The organism is Vitiosangium sp. GDMCC 1.1324, assembly GCF_003044305.1.
Taxonomy (GTDB): Bacteria; Myxococcota; Myxococcia; order Myxococcales; family Myxococcaceae; genus Archangium.
Window position 1 is genome coordinate 1 of the sequence record NZ_PZOX01000018.1, and the last position, 15,849, is coordinate 15,849.

Annotated in this window: 13 protein-coding genes; 10 read left to right on the forward strand and 3 right to left on the reverse strand. The window is 69.0% G+C overall.

The window, feature by feature from the left end; all coding sequences use genetic code 11:
• The 3 genes from DAT35_RS59470 to DAT35_RS39565 form a co-directional block, all read left to right on the forward strand.
• On the forward strand, positions 1-782 hold a 782-nt coding region (locus tag DAT35_RS59470; protein WP_158502092.1), incomplete at its 5' end, for a hypothetical protein.
• A gap of 13 nt (positions 783-795) precedes the next feature.
• Positions 796-1,452 (forward strand): hypothetical protein, encoded by a 657-nt coding sequence (locus DAT35_RS39560; RefSeq protein WP_108074478.1) that lies wholly within the window; start codon positions 796-798, stop codon positions 1,450-1,452.
• Between the two features lie 33 nt (positions 1,453-1,485).
• Positions 1,486-2,142: a hypothetical protein gene (locus DAT35_RS39565; protein ID WP_108074479.1), complete on the forward strand. Its 657-nt coding sequence runs from the start codon at positions 1,486-1,488 to the stop codon at positions 2,140-2,142.
• Positions 2,143-2,182: 40 nt separating this feature from the next.
• On the opposite strand, the gene pssA is transcribed toward DAT35_RS39565, so the two are convergent.
• From pssA to DAT35_RS39580, 3 genes are all read right to left on the reverse strand, one after another.
• The gene (gene pssA, locus DAT35_RS39570) at positions 2,183-2,824 is read right to left on the reverse strand and encodes a CDP-diacylglycerol--serine O-phosphatidyltransferase (protein WP_108074480.1); all 642 of its coding nucleotides are present in this window, start codon (positions 2,822-2,824) and stop codon (positions 2,183-2,185) included.
• Between the two features lie 103 nt (positions 2,825-2,927).
• The gene (locus tag DAT35_RS39575; protein WP_108074481.1) at positions 2,928-3,908 is read right to left on the reverse strand and encodes an NAD-dependent epimerase/dehydratase family protein; all 981 of its coding nucleotides are present in this window, start codon (positions 3,906-3,908) and stop codon (positions 2,928-2,930) included.
• The gene (locus DAT35_RS39580) at positions 3,905-4,762 is read right to left on the reverse strand and encodes a lysophospholipid acyltransferase family protein (protein WP_158502093.1); all 858 of its coding nucleotides are present in this window, start codon (positions 4,760-4,762) and stop codon (positions 3,905-3,907) included. Before DAT35_RS39580 ends, DAT35_RS39575 begins: the two co-directional genes overlap by 4 nt.
• Before the next feature lie 244 nt (positions 4,763-5,006).
• Between DAT35_RS39580 and DAT35_RS39585 the strand changes: the two genes are divergently transcribed.
• The 7 genes from DAT35_RS39585 to purH all read left to right on the forward strand — a co-directional run bounded on the left by DAT35_RS39585 (position 5,007) and on the right by purH (position 15,846).
• Positions 5,007-7,958 carry a choice-of-anchor D domain-containing protein gene (locus DAT35_RS39585; protein ID WP_108074674.1) on the forward strand — a complete coding sequence of 984 codons (2,952 nt, stop codon included), beginning with the start codon at positions 5,007-5,009 and terminating at the stop codon, positions 7,956-7,958.
• Positions 7,959-8,091: 133 nt separating this feature from the next.
• Positions 8,092-8,466, forward strand: a complete 375-nt coding sequence (locus tag DAT35_RS39590; protein WP_369946310.1) for a hypothetical protein — start codon at positions 8,092-8,094, stop codon at positions 8,464-8,466.
• Between the two features lie 140 nt (positions 8,467-8,606).
• Positions 8,607-10,784 (forward strand): serine/threonine-protein kinase, encoded by a 2,178-nt coding sequence (locus DAT35_RS39595; RefSeq protein ID WP_108074483.1) that lies wholly within the window; start codon positions 8,607-8,609, stop codon positions 10,782-10,784.
• Positions 10,785-10,806: 22 nt separating this feature from the next.
• Positions 10,807-12,894 carry a serine/threonine-protein kinase gene (locus DAT35_RS39600; protein ID WP_108074484.1) on the forward strand — a complete coding sequence of 696 codons (2,088 nt, stop codon included), beginning with the start codon at positions 10,807-10,809 and terminating at the stop codon, positions 12,892-12,894.
• A 223-nt stretch (positions 12,895-13,117) separates the two neighbouring features.
• On the forward strand, positions 13,118-13,642 hold the full coding sequence (locus DAT35_RS39605; RefSeq protein ID WP_108074485.1) for a MerR family transcriptional regulator: 525 nt from the start codon (positions 13,118-13,120) through the stop codon (positions 13,640-13,642).
• Positions 13,643-13,698: 56 nt separating this feature from the next.
• On the forward strand, positions 13,699-14,193 hold the full coding sequence (locus DAT35_RS39610; RefSeq protein ID WP_108074486.1) for a sigma factor-like helix-turn-helix DNA-binding protein: 495 nt from the start codon (positions 13,699-13,701) through the stop codon (positions 14,191-14,193).
• A 108-nt stretch (positions 14,194-14,301) separates the two neighbouring features.
• A complete protein-coding gene (gene purH / locus DAT35_RS39615) occupies positions 14,302-15,846 on the forward strand; it encodes a bifunctional phosphoribosylaminoimidazolecarboxamide formyltransferase/IMP cyclohydrolase (protein WP_108074487.1) in 1,545 nt (514 codons plus the stop codon).
• The last annotated feature ends 3 nt before the right edge of the window (positions 15,847-15,849 follow it).

Below are 15,849 nucleotides of genomic sequence, written 5' to 3' on the forward strand. Positions count from 1 at the left end.
GGTACCTGTCCATGCACGAGGCCACCCTGCTGCGCTGGCGGGAAGGGGTGGTGGAGGGCTCGGCGTGGCTGGCGCAGCGGGGCGTGGAGGAGTTGGCCCTGTGGATGGCGGCAGGCATCATCGCGAAGGGCCTGGGCTTCTTCGCGACGGAGGGGCTGGAGTGGGTAACGAGAGCGCTTGGGCGTGAGCCCGAGGCTGCGGCCGGGTGGTTGCGCACCGCTCTCAAACGCCTGTCCGGAGAGGAGCGGGCAGCCTTCGAGCAACTCTGGAGCAAGGTGGCGCTAGAAGGCGAGCAAGCCCTGAGTCGGGGCGAGCGCAAGATGCTGCGGGGCCTCTTCGTTCGCCTCGAACAAGCCATCCAGCAGCCACTGAGTGACACCCAGAAAATTGCTCTTCGAAAAGAGGCTCGCAAACATTATGCGGAGTTGTATCCGCAGTTCGCCAAGAGTCTGGATGAATTGCGGGAGGAGCTTCCCATCCACCACCGGAGACCGCTCCAATACGCGCATCTATTCCCGGATGAAAACGTCAATTCCGGTAAAAATCTGGCAATGACACAACAGCGAATCCACAAGGAAATCAATGTTTTGTGGGAAAGATTTCGAAAGTCCCGACCCGGCCCCACACCGGATGAAGTAAGACGAGCAGCTGAAATCATTGATAGACAGTTTGAACCCTGGTACCACCGTGTCAAGGATCCGCCAAGACTGTTGAAGACTGCTGAAGAAGCCAGAGAGGCCGCACTGCGCGAGTTGCGAAGCCAATTCCCTGGCCTCGACTAAACGAGGAGAGGCGATGAGTTTCACGGAGCTACCCGGATTGGAGCGGCTGCTGGACGTATGTCAGCGATTGAGCCTGGGGTTGGAGACCTCACCACCCGCTCGTGAACCATTGAAGGCAGGGAGCCTGTTGGAGGGTGTTCCCTTCGACCCGGTCCTGGCGAGCGTCTATGCCCGCCTGGGACATGCTGCTTTTGCCGACAAGGTGATGGGTTGGGGGCTCACCCGCTCCGATGACCATGTGCACAGGCTGGAGGAAAAAGCCAAATGGTGGCGGGAGAAGTGGTGGAAAGAGCTAGGGGAACCTGTGATTGTTTTCGGTGGTGATGTCTATGCCTATGCTACCGTTCCTGGCCTCGCGGATGAGTTGGGACGGCAGCCCGTAGTGGAAGTGAACACCTACGAGTACCAGCCCAAGGTCGTGCCCATCGCCTCGAACGTGGACCGCTTCTTCGACAGTTACTCGCGCTACCTGGAAGCCCTCGTCGCGGAGCCGCGCTATCAGAAATCGGGAGAAACGGACCTCCTCTTTCCCTGGCACACAACCAAAATTCTCGCGCAGGACGAGCGGTTGGTGGAGTTGATGCGCGCTGGGCGCTTCGACTCGCTGATGAAGCACGTGGATGATGAGACGCGCCACTGGGCCGCCAAGGTGATGGGCACACAGCTGTGAGTGCCTGCTCCGTTTCTATGAAGAGGAGGATTGATGGAGCTTATGGCGCTGCCTGGCTTGGAGCGGCTATTGGAAGTATGCCAGCGGTTGAACCTGGGGATGGAGACCTCGCCGCCCGCCCGCGAGCCGTTGAAGGCCGGGAGCTCGTTTATGGGCTTTCCCTTCGATCCGGTCCTGGCGAGTGTCTACGCCTGCCTGGGACACGCGGCATTCGCCACCAAGGTGATGAGTTGGGGGCTCACCCGCTCCGACGATCAGGTGAACAGGCTGGAGGTGACTAACAAACGGTGGCGGGAGAAATGGTGGAAAGAGCTGGGAGAGCCCGTGATTGTTTTCGGTGGTGACGTCTACGCTTATGCCACCGTGCCTGGCCTCGCGGATGTGCGGGGAAGGCAGCCCGTGGTGATGGTGGACACCTATGAGTTCGAGCCCAAGGTCATGCCCATAGCCTCAAACGTGGACCGGTTCTTCGATACCTGCGCGCGCTATCTAGAAGCCAAGGTCTTACACCCGCACTACCAGGGGGCAGGTGACTTGGATCTCAGGTTTCCTTGGGACGCGACCGAAATCCTCGCGCGGGACGAGCGGTTGGTGGAACTGATGCGCGCGGGGCGCTTCGACGCGTTGATGAAGAACGTGGACAACGTGTCGCGCCGCTGGGCCGCCAAGGTGATGGGCACCCAGGAATGAGCGATGGAGAGCGGCGCGCCTGTTTCAGCCCGGCTCGCGCTCAGAACTTGGGGATGCGCAGCGTCTTGCTGATCATCGCGCTGCCGCTGGCGAGGTAGAGCAGGACGATCGGGTGGAGGTCGAGCGAGCCCAGGTGCCACACGCCGAAGGGGAGCGCGTCCCCGGTGCGGCCCTGCCAGAAGAAGAAGGCGAGCACCATCACCAGGACCAGGCTGGTGGGGATGGGAGTGCCCTCGAAGTACTTCACCTTGCCCGTGCTGTCGGAGAGGCTGGCCGCGGTGACGTTGAAGCGCGCCAGGCGGCTGATGCCGCAGCCCACGAAGTAGAGCAGCACCGCCACGTCCAGCGAGCCGCGCAGGCCCATGGCGAAGGCCAGCGCCGCGGGCGCCATGCCGAAGGAGATGACGTCCGCCAGCGAGTCCAGGTCCGCCCCGAGCGGCGAGGACTGGAATCGCCAGCGCGCGATGCGTCCGTCCAGGGCGTCGAGGATGAAGGCCAGCGGCATGAGCCCGAAGGCGAGCCACAGCCAGTGAGGCAGCCCGGTGGCCAGGTACTGCATCTGGGACAGGATGGCTCCCGAGCCCGAGAAGGCATTGCCCAGCGTGACGAAATCCGCGGGCGTGAAGGTGCGAATCATCGAGAAGTGGCGCGGCTCACGTTTCTGCTGCGACTCCGGCGTCATGCAATCCCTCCGCGGCCCTGGGGGGCGTGGAAGCCCATGGCTTAGCGCATCTAGCGGACTTCGCCGCTTTCTTTCGAGGGATGTTGGCCCGGCGGTCCGACGTTCACCGTCCGGCGGGCCAGTCCACGGGGTGACGGGGCGTGTAACCCAGTACCCGGCGGGCGTGGCTCCCGTCCAGCACGGCCGCGAAATGGAAGCGGCCCCGGTTGATGCGGTAGGAGAACTGGGCGCCTCGCAGCCGGCGACGGGACTCGTAGATGGGCGCGAGCAGCGGCCCTGGTACCGGCACGTCCAGCCGCCTCGACAAGCGGATGCAGGTGGAGAGCGGCAGGGTGTCCGCGCCGGGGATGTTGAAGATGCCCTGGGTTCCCCCGGCGTACACTGCCCGTCGCAGGGCCTCCGTGGCGTCCTCCAGCGCGAGCACGTTGAGCATGGGGTTGAAGCCCGCCGAGCGCAGGCACACCGGCGCGGAGAGGTAGTCGTGGAGCTGCGAGCCCTCGTTGGGGGCCAGCACCTCCGCGCAGCGCAGCACGGCGATCTCCAGCCCGGCCGCCATCCCCATCTGCGCGCACGCCAGCAGGTCCGCCTCCACGCGATCCCTCACCCACTGGGGCGCGTCGGGAGAGAGCTCCAGGGGATGGTCCTCGGTGATGACGGAGGGCAGGCCCCGCTCCACGCGGTACACCTCCGCGTGCGAGCGGAACACCAGCCTTCGCAGGGTGGGGTGGCGATCCGCGAGCGACAGCAGCCACCGGAGCGACTCCACGTTCTGCACGTGCACCCGGTCGCCGAAGTCGTTGGCCCGGTGCAGGGCCAGGTGCACCACCACGTCCACGCCGAGATCTCTCGCCGTGCCGAAGAGCAGATCATGCACCGGCCGAGCATGGGTGAGGTCCACCGGGTGGTACGACAGCCGGGCGTCTTCCGGGAGGCGCACCTGTTCGCGAGGCTCCAGGCCCACGGCCATCACCGTGCGCAGCGAGTGGTCCTCCAGGAGCGTCCGGCACAGCCGCTCTCCCACGGGCGTGCTCGCCCCCAGCACCAGCACGCCCCGGGGTGCCCTCCCTTCCGGGGGCGTGCTCATCGGAACACCCCCTTGCGCAGCCTCAGTCCCTCGTCCACGAGCGCCTGGACGGCGTGCCGCACCCGTTCGGAGGCACGGCGCACCACCTCCGGGTCGTCCGCGTCCTCGGGGCGCAGGCCCTCGTGGAGCAGGAGGGGCTCGCCATAGTGGAGGTGGTAGTGCACCGGCAGGGGCACGAGCGTCAGCGGCACGGGCAGGTGGGGCGCGCCGAAGGCATGCACGGGCAGGCGGGCGATTTGAGGCATCTGCTCCTCGGCACCCACGATGCCCACCGGCACCACGGGCGCCTGATGGCGGATGGCCAGCTCTGCGTAGCCCACGCGGAACTCCCGGAGCTGGTAGCGCTCGCGGAAGGGCTTGGCGATGCCGGGGACGCCCTCGGGGAAGACCATCAGCAGCTCGCCCGCGTCGAGCAGCACGCGGAGGTTGCCCGCCGTGCCCCCCACCACGCCAGCGCGCGCGAAGAGGGTGCTCACGAAGGGCAGGGCGGGGACGAAATAGTCGGCCACCGGACGCGGCATCCGCTGGCGCCGGAGGATGACGTCCGTCCACAACATCATCGCATCGAAGGGCAGGGTGCCCGAGTGGTTGCCCACGACGAGCGCCGGGCCCCGGGCGGGAAGGTGCTCCACCCCGTGCGAGTCGACGCGGAACCAGTACCGGTACAGCGGCGTCATCAGGGACAGGCCGAACGCCGCGTGCAGGGGCTCGTACCCGAAGACGTCATGGCCGTGGCCCGCGTCCCGGAAGGGAATGGAGCGCACGTGCTCCAGGGGCTCGGCGAGCAGCGTGGAGGCGAGCCGCCGTCCGGCTCGTCCCAGCAGGGATTGCAGCGCCGCGGGCTGCACATTCATAGGGACTCCCATCATGGTGCGTGGGCGCGAGCCGGGGAGGCCCTGGCGGCGGCGTTCCGACCGGAAGCGGACAGCGCGCAGGTGTGGGAGACGCGGGTGTGTCCGTGTGCCGGACGAAGGGCCTGGGGTGGACGTTGCCCACCCCACCCTGGGTGCCTAGTTTCGCAACCTGATCCCACAGGGCTCCTCGTGTGGGTTCTGGGATGGGTGGGCGAGTCGGGGGTGGGGAAGGGGAATGGGAGCCATGAGCAGGCGCTGGGGGCTGTGGGTCCTCGCGGTGCTGGTAGTGCTGACGGGGTGTGCCGACCGTGACCGGCCGGTGATCGCCGATGGCCGGTTGACGGCGACGCCGGGAGGATTGGATTTCCAGCGGGTGGCGGTCTTCGACGGGCGCGAGGCGGAGGTGGTGCTGCGCAACGTGGGCCGCTCCCGCATCATCGTGGACGAGGCCTGGGTCGAGGGTCCCGCGGGCACCTGGCAGGTGGACTTCACCCACGAGGGGCCTCATGCGCTCGTTCCGGGCGGTGATTGTGCGCTGCGCGTGCGCTTCACCCCGCAGGGCGAGGGGCAGCTGCCGGCGACGCTGGTGGTGCGCTCGGACGCGAAGCGCGAGCCGTTGATCCGGGTCCGGCTGCAGGGCACGGGCGTGGACGCGTGGGCGCGCGTGACGCCGAGGAAGCTGGACTTCGGGCGCATCGAGGCCGAGTCCTCCAAGACGCTCAGCGTCACCGTCGCCAACCCCACGGACATGCAGGTGGAGGTGACGCCGAAGCTGGTGGGGGCGGATCGGGACGAGTTCTCCGCGGAGCCGCTGTCGCTGGGGCCGGGGGAGCAGCGCGAGGTGCCCATCACCTTCTCGCCGGGGCGAGTGGGCCGCAAGCAGGTGGCGCTGGCGGTGTCGCCGTGCCGGGGGTGCTCGGACGTGGCGGTGCAGGTGGCGGCCGAGGCGCTGGAGCAGGCGGTGGTGGCCGAGCCGCCCGTGCTCGACTTCGGTGCCATCCCCGTGGACAAGGACAGCTTGCGGCAGGCGCGCCTGCACAACATCAGCACGGAGCCCATGACGGTGACGGAGCTCACCCTGGAGGGCAAGGACGCCTCCTTCAGCCATGGGCCCTCGGGGCTGCCGCTGGTGCTGGGGCCTGGAGAGACGCACTCCTGGGAGCTGCGCTACAGCCCGGGACACATGGGGCCGGCCGAGGACAAGGCCTTCTTCCACGTGGAGAGCAAGCGCCATCCCACCACGGACGTGCAGCTGCGGGGTCACGGTGGCGCGGCGGAGCTCTGCGTGTCGCCGGTCAGCCATGACTTCGGGCGCCAGCCCCTCGGCTCGAAGACGGCGGTGGTCGTCAACGTGAAGAACTGCGGTGCCGCGAATGGCGGCCCGCTCACCATCCACGGGCTCGAGTTCCATTCGATGGACGGGCACCCGGACGCGGATGTCCAATTCAACGTGGCGGGGCCGCTGCTGCCCTACCGGCTGTTGCCCGGCGAGGAGGTGAACCTCAAGGTCTTCTACGAGCCCTCGCGCGAGGGGGCCGCCGCGGGCCGGTTGGTGATGACCACGGACGTGTACTCGGGCGGGCTCACGGAGCTGGACTTCACGGGCTTCGCGGAGAAGCACGCGCCCTGCAAGGTGGCCGTCACGCCGATGGCGGTGGATTTCGGCACGGTGGTGCCCGGGTACGGCGCGGTGCTGGGCGTGAAGGTGATGAACACCGGGACGGACCTGTGCGCGGTGAAGAACATCCGCCTGCGCGACAACGGGGGCGGGGTGTTCAGCCTGCCCGGTGGCGAGCTGGACGGCCTCATCATGTGGCCGGGGAACTGGTTCAGCTTCATGGTAGCCTTCATCGCCCCCTCGACGGGCGGGGACTTCACGGGTGCGGTGCAGTTCGAGCCCGCGGATCCGGCCAACCCGCTGGTGCTGGTGCCGCTGACGGCGCACTCGCAGGCCGCATGCCTGGTGGCCTCGCCGCGCTTCGTGGACTACGGCGTGGCCCGCCCGGACTGTCCACCGGCTCCGCGCGAGGTGAACTACCTCAACGCCTGCCAGGCCCCGGTGACGGTGTCGGGCGTGCGCATCGGCGCGGGCACCACGGATGGGGAGTTCGTGCTGAAGGATGCGCCACACACGCCCTTCACGCTCGACCCGGGAGACGCCTTCACCGTGGAGGTGGGCTACGAGGCCCAGGTGTTCGGGATGAACCTGTCGCCGCTCTTCGTGGACGCGTCGGATCTGCCCGCACCACTGCTCGTCCCGCTGATCGGCGAGTCCTCCCGGCTCGCGGACAAGACGGACACGTTCATCCAGCAGGATGGCTCCAAGGTGGACGTCCTCTTCGTGGTGGACAACACCGCGTCCATGGTGGAGGAGCAGCCGCGCATCGTGTCGGCCATGCCCGCCTTCGCCGACGCGGCGCTGGCCAAGGGAGTGGACCTGCACGTGGCCGTCACCACCACGGGCATCGACGCCGCCTCCGACGCCTGCCCGGGCGGAGCGAAGGGCGGCGAGGCGGGCCGCTTCTTCCCGGTGGATGGCAGCCGGCCGCGAATCCTCTCCCACACCACGCCGGGCCTGGCGTCGGTGCTGCAGCAGAACGTGAACGTGGGCCAGTGCGCCGCGGTGGAGCAGGGCTTCGAGGCCGTACGCCGGGCCCTGTCGCCCCCGCTGGTGAACAACGTGGACGATCCGCGCACGCCCCAGAAGAATGACGGCAACGCGGGCTTCCTGCGCGACGAGGCCGCGCTCGTGGTCGTCTTCATGGGCGACGAGGACGACCACTCGCCCGACAGCGTGGACACCTACGTGCGCTTCCTCCAGACGCGCAAGGGCGAGAACCAGCCGCAGCGCATGACCATCTACGCCATCGCGCCCACGGCCTCGGGCTGCCCCACCTCGGGCGGCGCCGGCACGCGCTACGCCGAGGCCGCCACCCGCACCGGTGGCGACGTGCTCTCCGTGTGCTCGGCGGACTATGCGCCCCTGCTGCGCGCGGTGGCCAACAAGGCCTTCTCCGCCCAGGATCGCTTCCCGCTCAGCGATCAGCCGGACGCGGGCAGCATCGCCGTGAAGGTGAACGGGGCTCCGGTGACGAGCGGTTGGACCTATGACGGCGCCACCAACAGCGTCGTCTTCTCCTCGGCGCCCGCGCCGGGCGCGAAGGTGGAGATCTACTACCGCCGCGCCTGCCATTGATCGCGGGGCCCGCGCGGCGGGACATGTCGGCCCCGGGTGCTACAGCTCTGCACCGGTCTGTGCGGTTGACCGGAAAATTGGAGGGCAACCCATGCTGAGTACCCTGAGGGCGTCCCCGCAGCAGGAGGCGACGGTGAGCTCCCGACAGCACGACGACAACTCCACCTCCGAGCGCCCGCTCACCCGCCGTACGTCGGCGTCCGAGCGTCTGCCCGGAGGCCTGCGAGTCATCCAGGGCGGGGGGCAGCGCCGGCAGGACGAGCCCCTGGTCTCCCGCGACGCGGTGGCCCGCGTGCTGATGGAGGCGGGGGTGGATCTGCTCCTGCGCCGCATCACCCCGCTCCGGGCCGCGGAGATCGAGCGCAAGGTCGATCGGGTGCTGGACCTGTTCGATCGGGTGGACGCCGCGCCCCTGCTGATGCCGGTGCTGCAGCGGCACCTGGACGAGCTGGAGGCCCTCATGAGGGAGACCCGGCAGGTCCGAGCCCCGGCCCGCCGCGGCGGGTAGGGTGGGGTGGCGGGAAATGACGGGAGTCGTGCGACAGGAGGTTTGACCCTCCCGGCCGGGACGCTTACGCTCGGGGCCTTCCGCGCCTGGGTGTCTCCGTCCATGGCTTCCCTGCCGTGGAGCGGGGGGCATGTCGCACTGTGTCGATCGAGAACTACGGAAAATACCAGCTCATCAAGCGGCTCGCCATGGGCGGCATGGCGCAGATCTACCTCGCGCGCCAGCGTGGGCCCGAGGGCTTCGAGAAGCTGGTGGTGGTCAAGCGCATCCTCCCGCACCTGGCGGAGAACGATGAGTTCGTCCGGATGTTCCTGGACGAGGCACGCATCGCCGCCCGGCTGGACCATCCCAACATCGTCCAGATCTTCGACCTGGGAGCGCAGGACGACAGCTTCTTCATCGCCATGGAGTACATCCACGGCGAGGACTTGCGGCGCGTGTGGAAGCGCGCCGAGCGCAGCGGCCAGCTGATTCCGGTGCCGCTGGTGTGCCGGGTGATGATCGAGGCCTGTGCCGGCCTGGACCACGCGCACAAGAAGGTGGATGCCAACGGCAAGCCGCTGAACATCGTCCATCGGGACATCTCCCCGCAGAACATCCTCCTGACGTTCGAGGGGCGGGCGAAGGTGGTGGACTTCGGCATCGCCAAGGCGGCGGACCAGGCCACCGAGACGCGTTCGGGGGTGCTCAAGGGCAAGTACTCGTACATGTCGCCGGAGCAGGCCTCCGGGCAGAAGAAGCTGGACTGCCGCAGCGACATCTTCGCGCTGGGCGTGGTGCTGTACGAGCTGCTCACCGGAGCGCGCCTCTTCAAGCGCACCAATGACATGGCCACGCTCCAGGCGGTGGCCGAGTGCGACATCAAGCCGCCCTCCCAGCTCAACCCGCGCGTGCCGAAGGACCTGGACCCCATCGTCATGAAGGCGCTGGCGCGTGCGCCGGAGGACCGGTACGCGGAGGCACTGGGGCTCCAGCTGGCGCTGGAGGACTGGCTCATCGCCCACCAGTTGCCCTCGTCCACGGCGCACGTGGCGGCCTTCATGCAGGACCTCTACGCCGCGCGGCTGGCCGAGGAGGCCAAGCTGGGGGACGTGCTCGTGGAGGAGGCCGAGGTCTTCTCTCCGTCCGGTGGCTTCAAGGCGGTCGACAGGTCCGCCGCCGAGACGATGGCGGCACCGCGCCACGCGGACGCGGATGCTCCGGCGCCGCGCAGGGACTCGACGGACCGGCTGGAGCGCAACGCGCCGCGCACACCCCCACGGCCCTCGCGTAGCGATCCGCGGATCACCCCCGTCTCCGAGCGCAGGGAGCCGGAGCCCCGGCGTACCGTGGACATCCGCCGCGCCCCCGCGCCCGAGCACGCGGAGGAGGCGCACTCGGCGTCCACCACCGAGAGGCCCGTGTCGCGGCCACGCCGGACCCCCGTGCCCGCGCCCTTGGAGGCATCACACTCGGCGTCCACCACCGAGAAGTCCGTACCGAGGCCGAGCCGGAACTCCCCGCCCGTGCCCGTGGATGCGGGTTCCCTGTCCACCGAGAAGCTCCAGCCGAGGCCGAGCCGGTCGCGGCAGCCTGTGGTGGCCGAGGCCGTGGCGGAGCCGCCTCCGACTCCGAGGAAGTCGAACCGGAAGGCCCTGGTGGCGATCGGGGGAAGCATCCTGGCGGGGCTCCTGCTGGGGGGCTGGTGGGCCCTGCGCTCCGAGCCTGCTCCGAGGGCCACGACGGCGGAGGTGAAGCCCGCGACGGAGCCGAAGCCGCCAGAGTCTGCCCCACCCGTTCCCGCGCGAGCGGAGCCCACCCGGGTCCAGGTCACCCTGACGGCGAAGCCCGCGCAGGCCACCCTGACAGTGGACGGCAAGCCGTACGAGAAGACGCCGGTGGTGGTGTCGGCGATGCCGGGGCAGGAGCTGACCGTGGTGGCGGAGGCCTCGCGCTACCATCCGCTCACCCGGAAGGTGACGGTGGGGCAGGGGCCGGCGCAGGAGGAGTCCCTGGCGCTCGAGCCGCTGCCCGAACCCCCGAAGGATGAGCAGAAGCCGGAGCCGGTGCGGCCCGCCACGGCCACGGTGGAGCGCCCGGTCCAGACGGAGCGCCCGGCCCAGACGGAGACGCGCCGGGGCACGGTGCGCTTCGCGGTCACGCCATGGGCCGAGGTCTTCTGCGGTGGGCGCAGCCTGGGGACCACCCCGTTGCCGGACGTGTCGTTGGTGGCCGGCGTGTATGAATGCAAGTTCTCGAACTCGGATCTGGGGATGACACGCACCCAGCGGGTCGAGGTGAAGCCCAACAGCCACACCCGAGTGGTCGTGAAGTTCTAGCGCGCACTCCAGGATCTCCGCCGTGACACTCGAAGCAGGCGCACCCATCGGCAAGTACGTCGTCAAGCGGAAGCTCGCCGAGGGCGGCATGGCCGAAATCTATCTGGCCACCGCCATGGGCCCTGAGGGTTTCGAGAAGGAAGTCGTCATCAAGCGCGTGCGCTCGTTCCTGTCGGACGACGAGGGCTTCGTGCAGATGTTCATCGCGGAGGCGCGGCTGGCCTCGCGGCTCAACCACGCCAACGTGGTGCAGATCTTCGACTTCGCCAAGCACGAGGACTCGTACTACCTGGCGATGGAGTACGTGCGCGGCTGCTCGCTGTGGGATCTGCGAAAGCGCTGCCGGGAGAAGGGCATCGGCATGCCTCCGCTGCTGGTGGCCCACATTGGCGCGCAGGTGGCGGCGGGGCTGCACTACGCGCACCGGGCGAAGTCCCCGGACGGCGAGCCGCTGGGCCTGGTGCATCGCGATGTCACTCCGCACAACGTGCTGCTGTCCTTCGACGGCGCGGTGAAGCTCACCGACTTCGGCATCGCCAAGGCGGGCAACAAGCTGACCCAGCCGGGCGTGCTCAAGGGCAAGTTCGCGTACATGTCCCCGGAGCAGTCGCGGGGCGAGGCGGTGGATTCGCGCACGGACGTCTTCGCGCTCGGCGTGGTGCTCTGGGAGATGCTCACCGGGGGCCGGTTGTTTGACGGGGACTCGGAGCTCGCCGTGCTCCGCGCGGTGCAGGAGAGCGTCATCGCGCCTCCGGCCCGCCTCAATCCGGACGTGCCGGAGGACCTGGACGAGGTGGTGTCCATCGCGCTCGATCGCGACCCGGAGGCCCGCTACCAGTCGGCCGGTGAGCTGGAGCGCGCGCTCGCCCAGTGCGTGCTGCACCGGGCCACCAGCGTGGACGACACGGACGTGGGCACCTTCGTGCGGCGGCTCTTCGATGTGCCCCTCACGCAGTTCATCCCGGCTCCGGCCGCGCTGCAGGATCGCTCCCGGAGCCGCTCGGGCAGTACGCCCGTGGCGGGGACGGGCTCGGGTGTCCGTGCACGGAGCCGCACGGGAGAGGCGCCCTCGGTGGCGGTGGCGGGACCCGACGCTCAGGTGCCCGCGAGCCCGCAGCCCGTGGCGCCCGCTCGTGAGGGCACGGCGGTGATGCCGGGTTCCAGTCCGTCCTCGGGGCGTAGCCAGCCGGTTCGCACTGACGCGGCCGAGGAGTCCCTGGTCTCGGCGTCCACCCTGGTGCTGTCTCGCGACAGGGCGGGGGACGAGGAGAAGAAGGGCGCTCCGTCCGAGCCGCTCCCCCCGCGCTCCACCCTGCCACTGCCCTCGGCGCAGGGGGGCAGGGACTCGCGCCCCGTGCCCGTGACTCCCGCCGCGAGGGACTCGCGTCCCATGCCCGCGGTCAGCTCCAGCTCGACTTCCGTTCCCGCCCGGGTGGCCCAGGTGATGCCTCCCGTCGAGCCCGACCCGGCGCCCGCTGGCGCGAAGCGTGGAGGCAAGGGCCTCTGGGTGGGCGTGGGCGTGGCGGCCCTGACGCTCATCGGTGGGGCGGCTGCCCTGGTGCTGCCCTCGAAGGAGCCGGTGCCTTCGGAGCAGGCCTCCACCAAGGCTCCGGAGACTCCGGAGGCTCCACCCTCCGTTCCTCCTGCCGTGTCCGGTGCGAAGTCCGAGGTCGCTGCGGCACCGCCTGCCGAGTCCGGAGTGAAGCCCGAGGCCGCCACGGGACAGGCTGCCTCCGGGTCCGCGGCCCAGGACGTACCCGACGCGGGTGCCGTGACCGCCGTGACGCCGCCGCCCGGGACCGAGCCCGCTCCGGCCCAGACGGGCGCCGCCGCACAGGGGTCGACAGCTTCCCCGGCTGGCACGGCCACGGCCTCGGAGCCCGCGAATGCTGAGGCCCGGGGCACCCTCATTGTCCGCGCCATCCCGTTCGCGACCGTGACCATCTCGGGTCAGAAGCCGCGTGAAGTGCAGGGAGTCGCGCGGTTCTCGCTCCCGCCCGGCAGCTACAAGGTCACCTTCGCGCACCCCTCGAGCGCCCCCAGGACCTACGACGTCACCATCAAGGCCAATGAGTCCGTGAAGCAGGAGTTCAACGCGCGCCGGCGGTAGTCCGCCGTGACTCCTTGCGCCGGTGATGGGTGCGCCTCGAGCGCGCCCCCGGCGCCAGCCGTTCCCTCCCCACTCTCGTAGCGCCTCCGCGTGCTGGAACCCTCCCGGCATGCCCTGACCTTCGTGCGTCCGCCGACGGGTGCTACCGCCTGCTACAGGCTTTTCTTGACAGCTTCAGCGCGTTTCTGGCATTCAATGCCTTCCACTCAGTAGCATATATTGAATGGAAGGGATGCGGTTGCTGGAACCCGAGGAACTCGAGCGCATCGAACGCGACTTCGCTGGGGGTCTGCCGGCGAGGGAGATCCTCGAGATCTTCCGGCCTCGGGGTGTTCAGCTCTCCGAGGCCACCTTCCGCAAGTACGTGCAGGTGGGCCTGCTTCCCCGCAGCCGCCGGGTGGGGCGCAAGGGGAAGCACCAGGGCAGCCGGGGGCTCTACCCGGTGGAATCAGTTCGGCGGATCAACGCCATCAAAAAAATGATGGCGGAAGGTCACACCCTGGAGGACATCAAGCGCTCGTTCCTCTTCCACAAGAACCACATCGATCAGCTCGAGAGGGATCTCTCCGAGGTGTTCGACGGGTTTCAGGATCAGCTGGGCGAGCGCGCCTGGGGGGCGGAGCACCGGCGGACATTGGAGGAGGAGCTGGCAGCGTTGAGGTCGAGGGCTCGGGAACTGGTCCGGGATGTGAACCGGCTGGGCAGCGCGGTCACCGCGCACCGAGACGACAAGCTCCATTCGCAATAGGATGAAGAAGGGCGGGGGAACGGGTAGAGTGGAATCTTCGTTGGAGGGGACAGGACATGTCTGAAGTGAAGCAGCAGCGGCCGGAGGAGGAGGCGCCCGCGGAGGCGGACGGTGGGGCGGAGCGCCGTCGCTCGAAGACGATGTCGCGGAAGGAGATGGCGCGGGATCTGCGGCGCCGCCGCCTGACGGGTCAGATCGACCCGGACGAGGCCGACCTCCTCAATACCGTCGACTCGCAGCGTCCGAAGACGCGGGCGGACTGTGTGAACGGTCCCCGTCCGTGCCTCTTCGTGTCCTGCAAGCACAACCTCTATCTCGATGTGAACCCGGAGACCGGGTCCATCAAGCTCAACTTCCCGGACAAGGAGATCTGGGAGCTGGAGCACACCTGCGCCCTGGACGTGGCGGAGAAGGGCGGCATCACGCTCGAGGAGGTGGGGGCCATCATGAACCTCACCCGCGAGCGCATCCGCCAGGTGGAGACGCGCGGCCTGATGAAGCTGCGCGAGGCCACCGAGGCCGAACCCCCTGCCTCCGCCCGTAAGCCCTGAAAATCGGGCCGGAATCGGCTGGCGCACACGGGTTGCCTGCTTCGTTGACACCCAGGGGGGTGGTTGCTAGACGGGCCGCCACTCCTACGGACAGAGGCGCGCAAACCCGTGCTGGCTCTCCTCAGCGTTTCCGACAAACGCGGTCTGGTCCCCTTCGCTCAGGGGCTCGTCCGGCTCGGCTTCGAGCTGCTCTCCACTGGTGGCACGCTCGCGGCGCTCCAGGCGGCGGGCGTCCCCGCAAAGAAGGTCTCCGAGCACACCCAGAGCCCGGAGATCCTCGGGGGTCGCGTCAAGACGCTCCACCCGCGCATCCACGGTGGCCTCCTCGGACGGCCCGACCTGGAGAGTGACCGGGCGGAGATGGCCGCCAACAGCATCACCCCCATTTCCCTGGTAGCCGTCAACCTGTACCCCTTCCGCCAGACGGTGGCCTCGGGGGCCGCCGAGTCCGACGTCATCGAGCAGATCGACATCGGCGGGCCGGCCATGGTGCGCGCCTCGGCCAAGAACTTCCGCCATGTGACGGTGGTGGTGGACCCGGACGACTACGAGGCCGTGCTCGCCGAACTGGAGAAGTCTCGCGCCACGAGCGAGGAGACGCGCCGGCGGCTGATGCGCAAGGCCTTCGCGCACACCGCGGCCTATGACGCCTCCATCGCGGGCTGGCTGTCGGGCCAGGCCGGCGAGCCGTTCCCCCAGGAACTGACGCTCCCGTTCCAGAAGGTGCAGGGCCTGCGCTACGGCGAGAACCCGCACCAGCGCGGCGCCTTCTACCGCGAGCACGCCGCGCCCGCGGAGCCTTCCGTGGCCTTCTCGCGCGTGCTCCAGGGCAAGGAGCTCTCCTACAACAACATCCTGGACCTGGATGCGGCGCTGGGCCTGGTGCTGGAGTTCCCCGAGCAGCCCTGCGCCGTCATCATCAAGCACAACACCCCGTGTGGCGTGGCGCTGGATGAGTCGCTGGTGAAGGCCTACCGCACCGCGCGAGCCATCGACGAGGTGTCCGCCTTCGGCGGCATCGTGGCGCTCAACCGAGAGGTGGACCGCCCCGTCGCCGAGGCCCTGGCGGAGACGTTCCTCGAGGCGGTCATCGCCCCGTCCTATTCGGCCGAGGCCCTGCAGGTACTGGCGGCCAAGAAGAACCTGCGCCTGCTGGAGGCCGGCCCCGCGCTGGCCTCGCCGGCTGCCCGCCCGAGGGCCCAGCTGGATGCCCGGAGCGTGTCCGGCGGCCTGGTGCTCCAGGACCGGGACGCGGTCGAGCCCCCGCTCGAGTGGAAGGTCGTCACCAAGCGCGCTCCCTCGCCCGAGGAGGAGAGGGCCCTGCGCTTCGCCTGGCGGGTGTGCAAGCACGTGAAGAGCAACGCCATCGTGTTCGCCAACGGCTCCAAGCTGCTGGCCGCCGGAGGGGGCCAGACGAGCCGGGTGGACTCCGCGAAGATCGCCGCCACCCGGGGAGGCGAGGCCCTCAAGGGGAGTGCCGTGGCCTCGGATGCCTTCTTCCCCTTCAGGGATGGGCTCGACGAGGTCGCCCGGGCGGGGGCCACCTGCGTCATCCAGCCTGGCGGCTCGCTCCGCGACTCAGAGATCATCGCCGCGGCCGATGAACATGGATTGGCCATGGTGCTCACGGGAGTGCGACACTTCCGCCACTGAGCC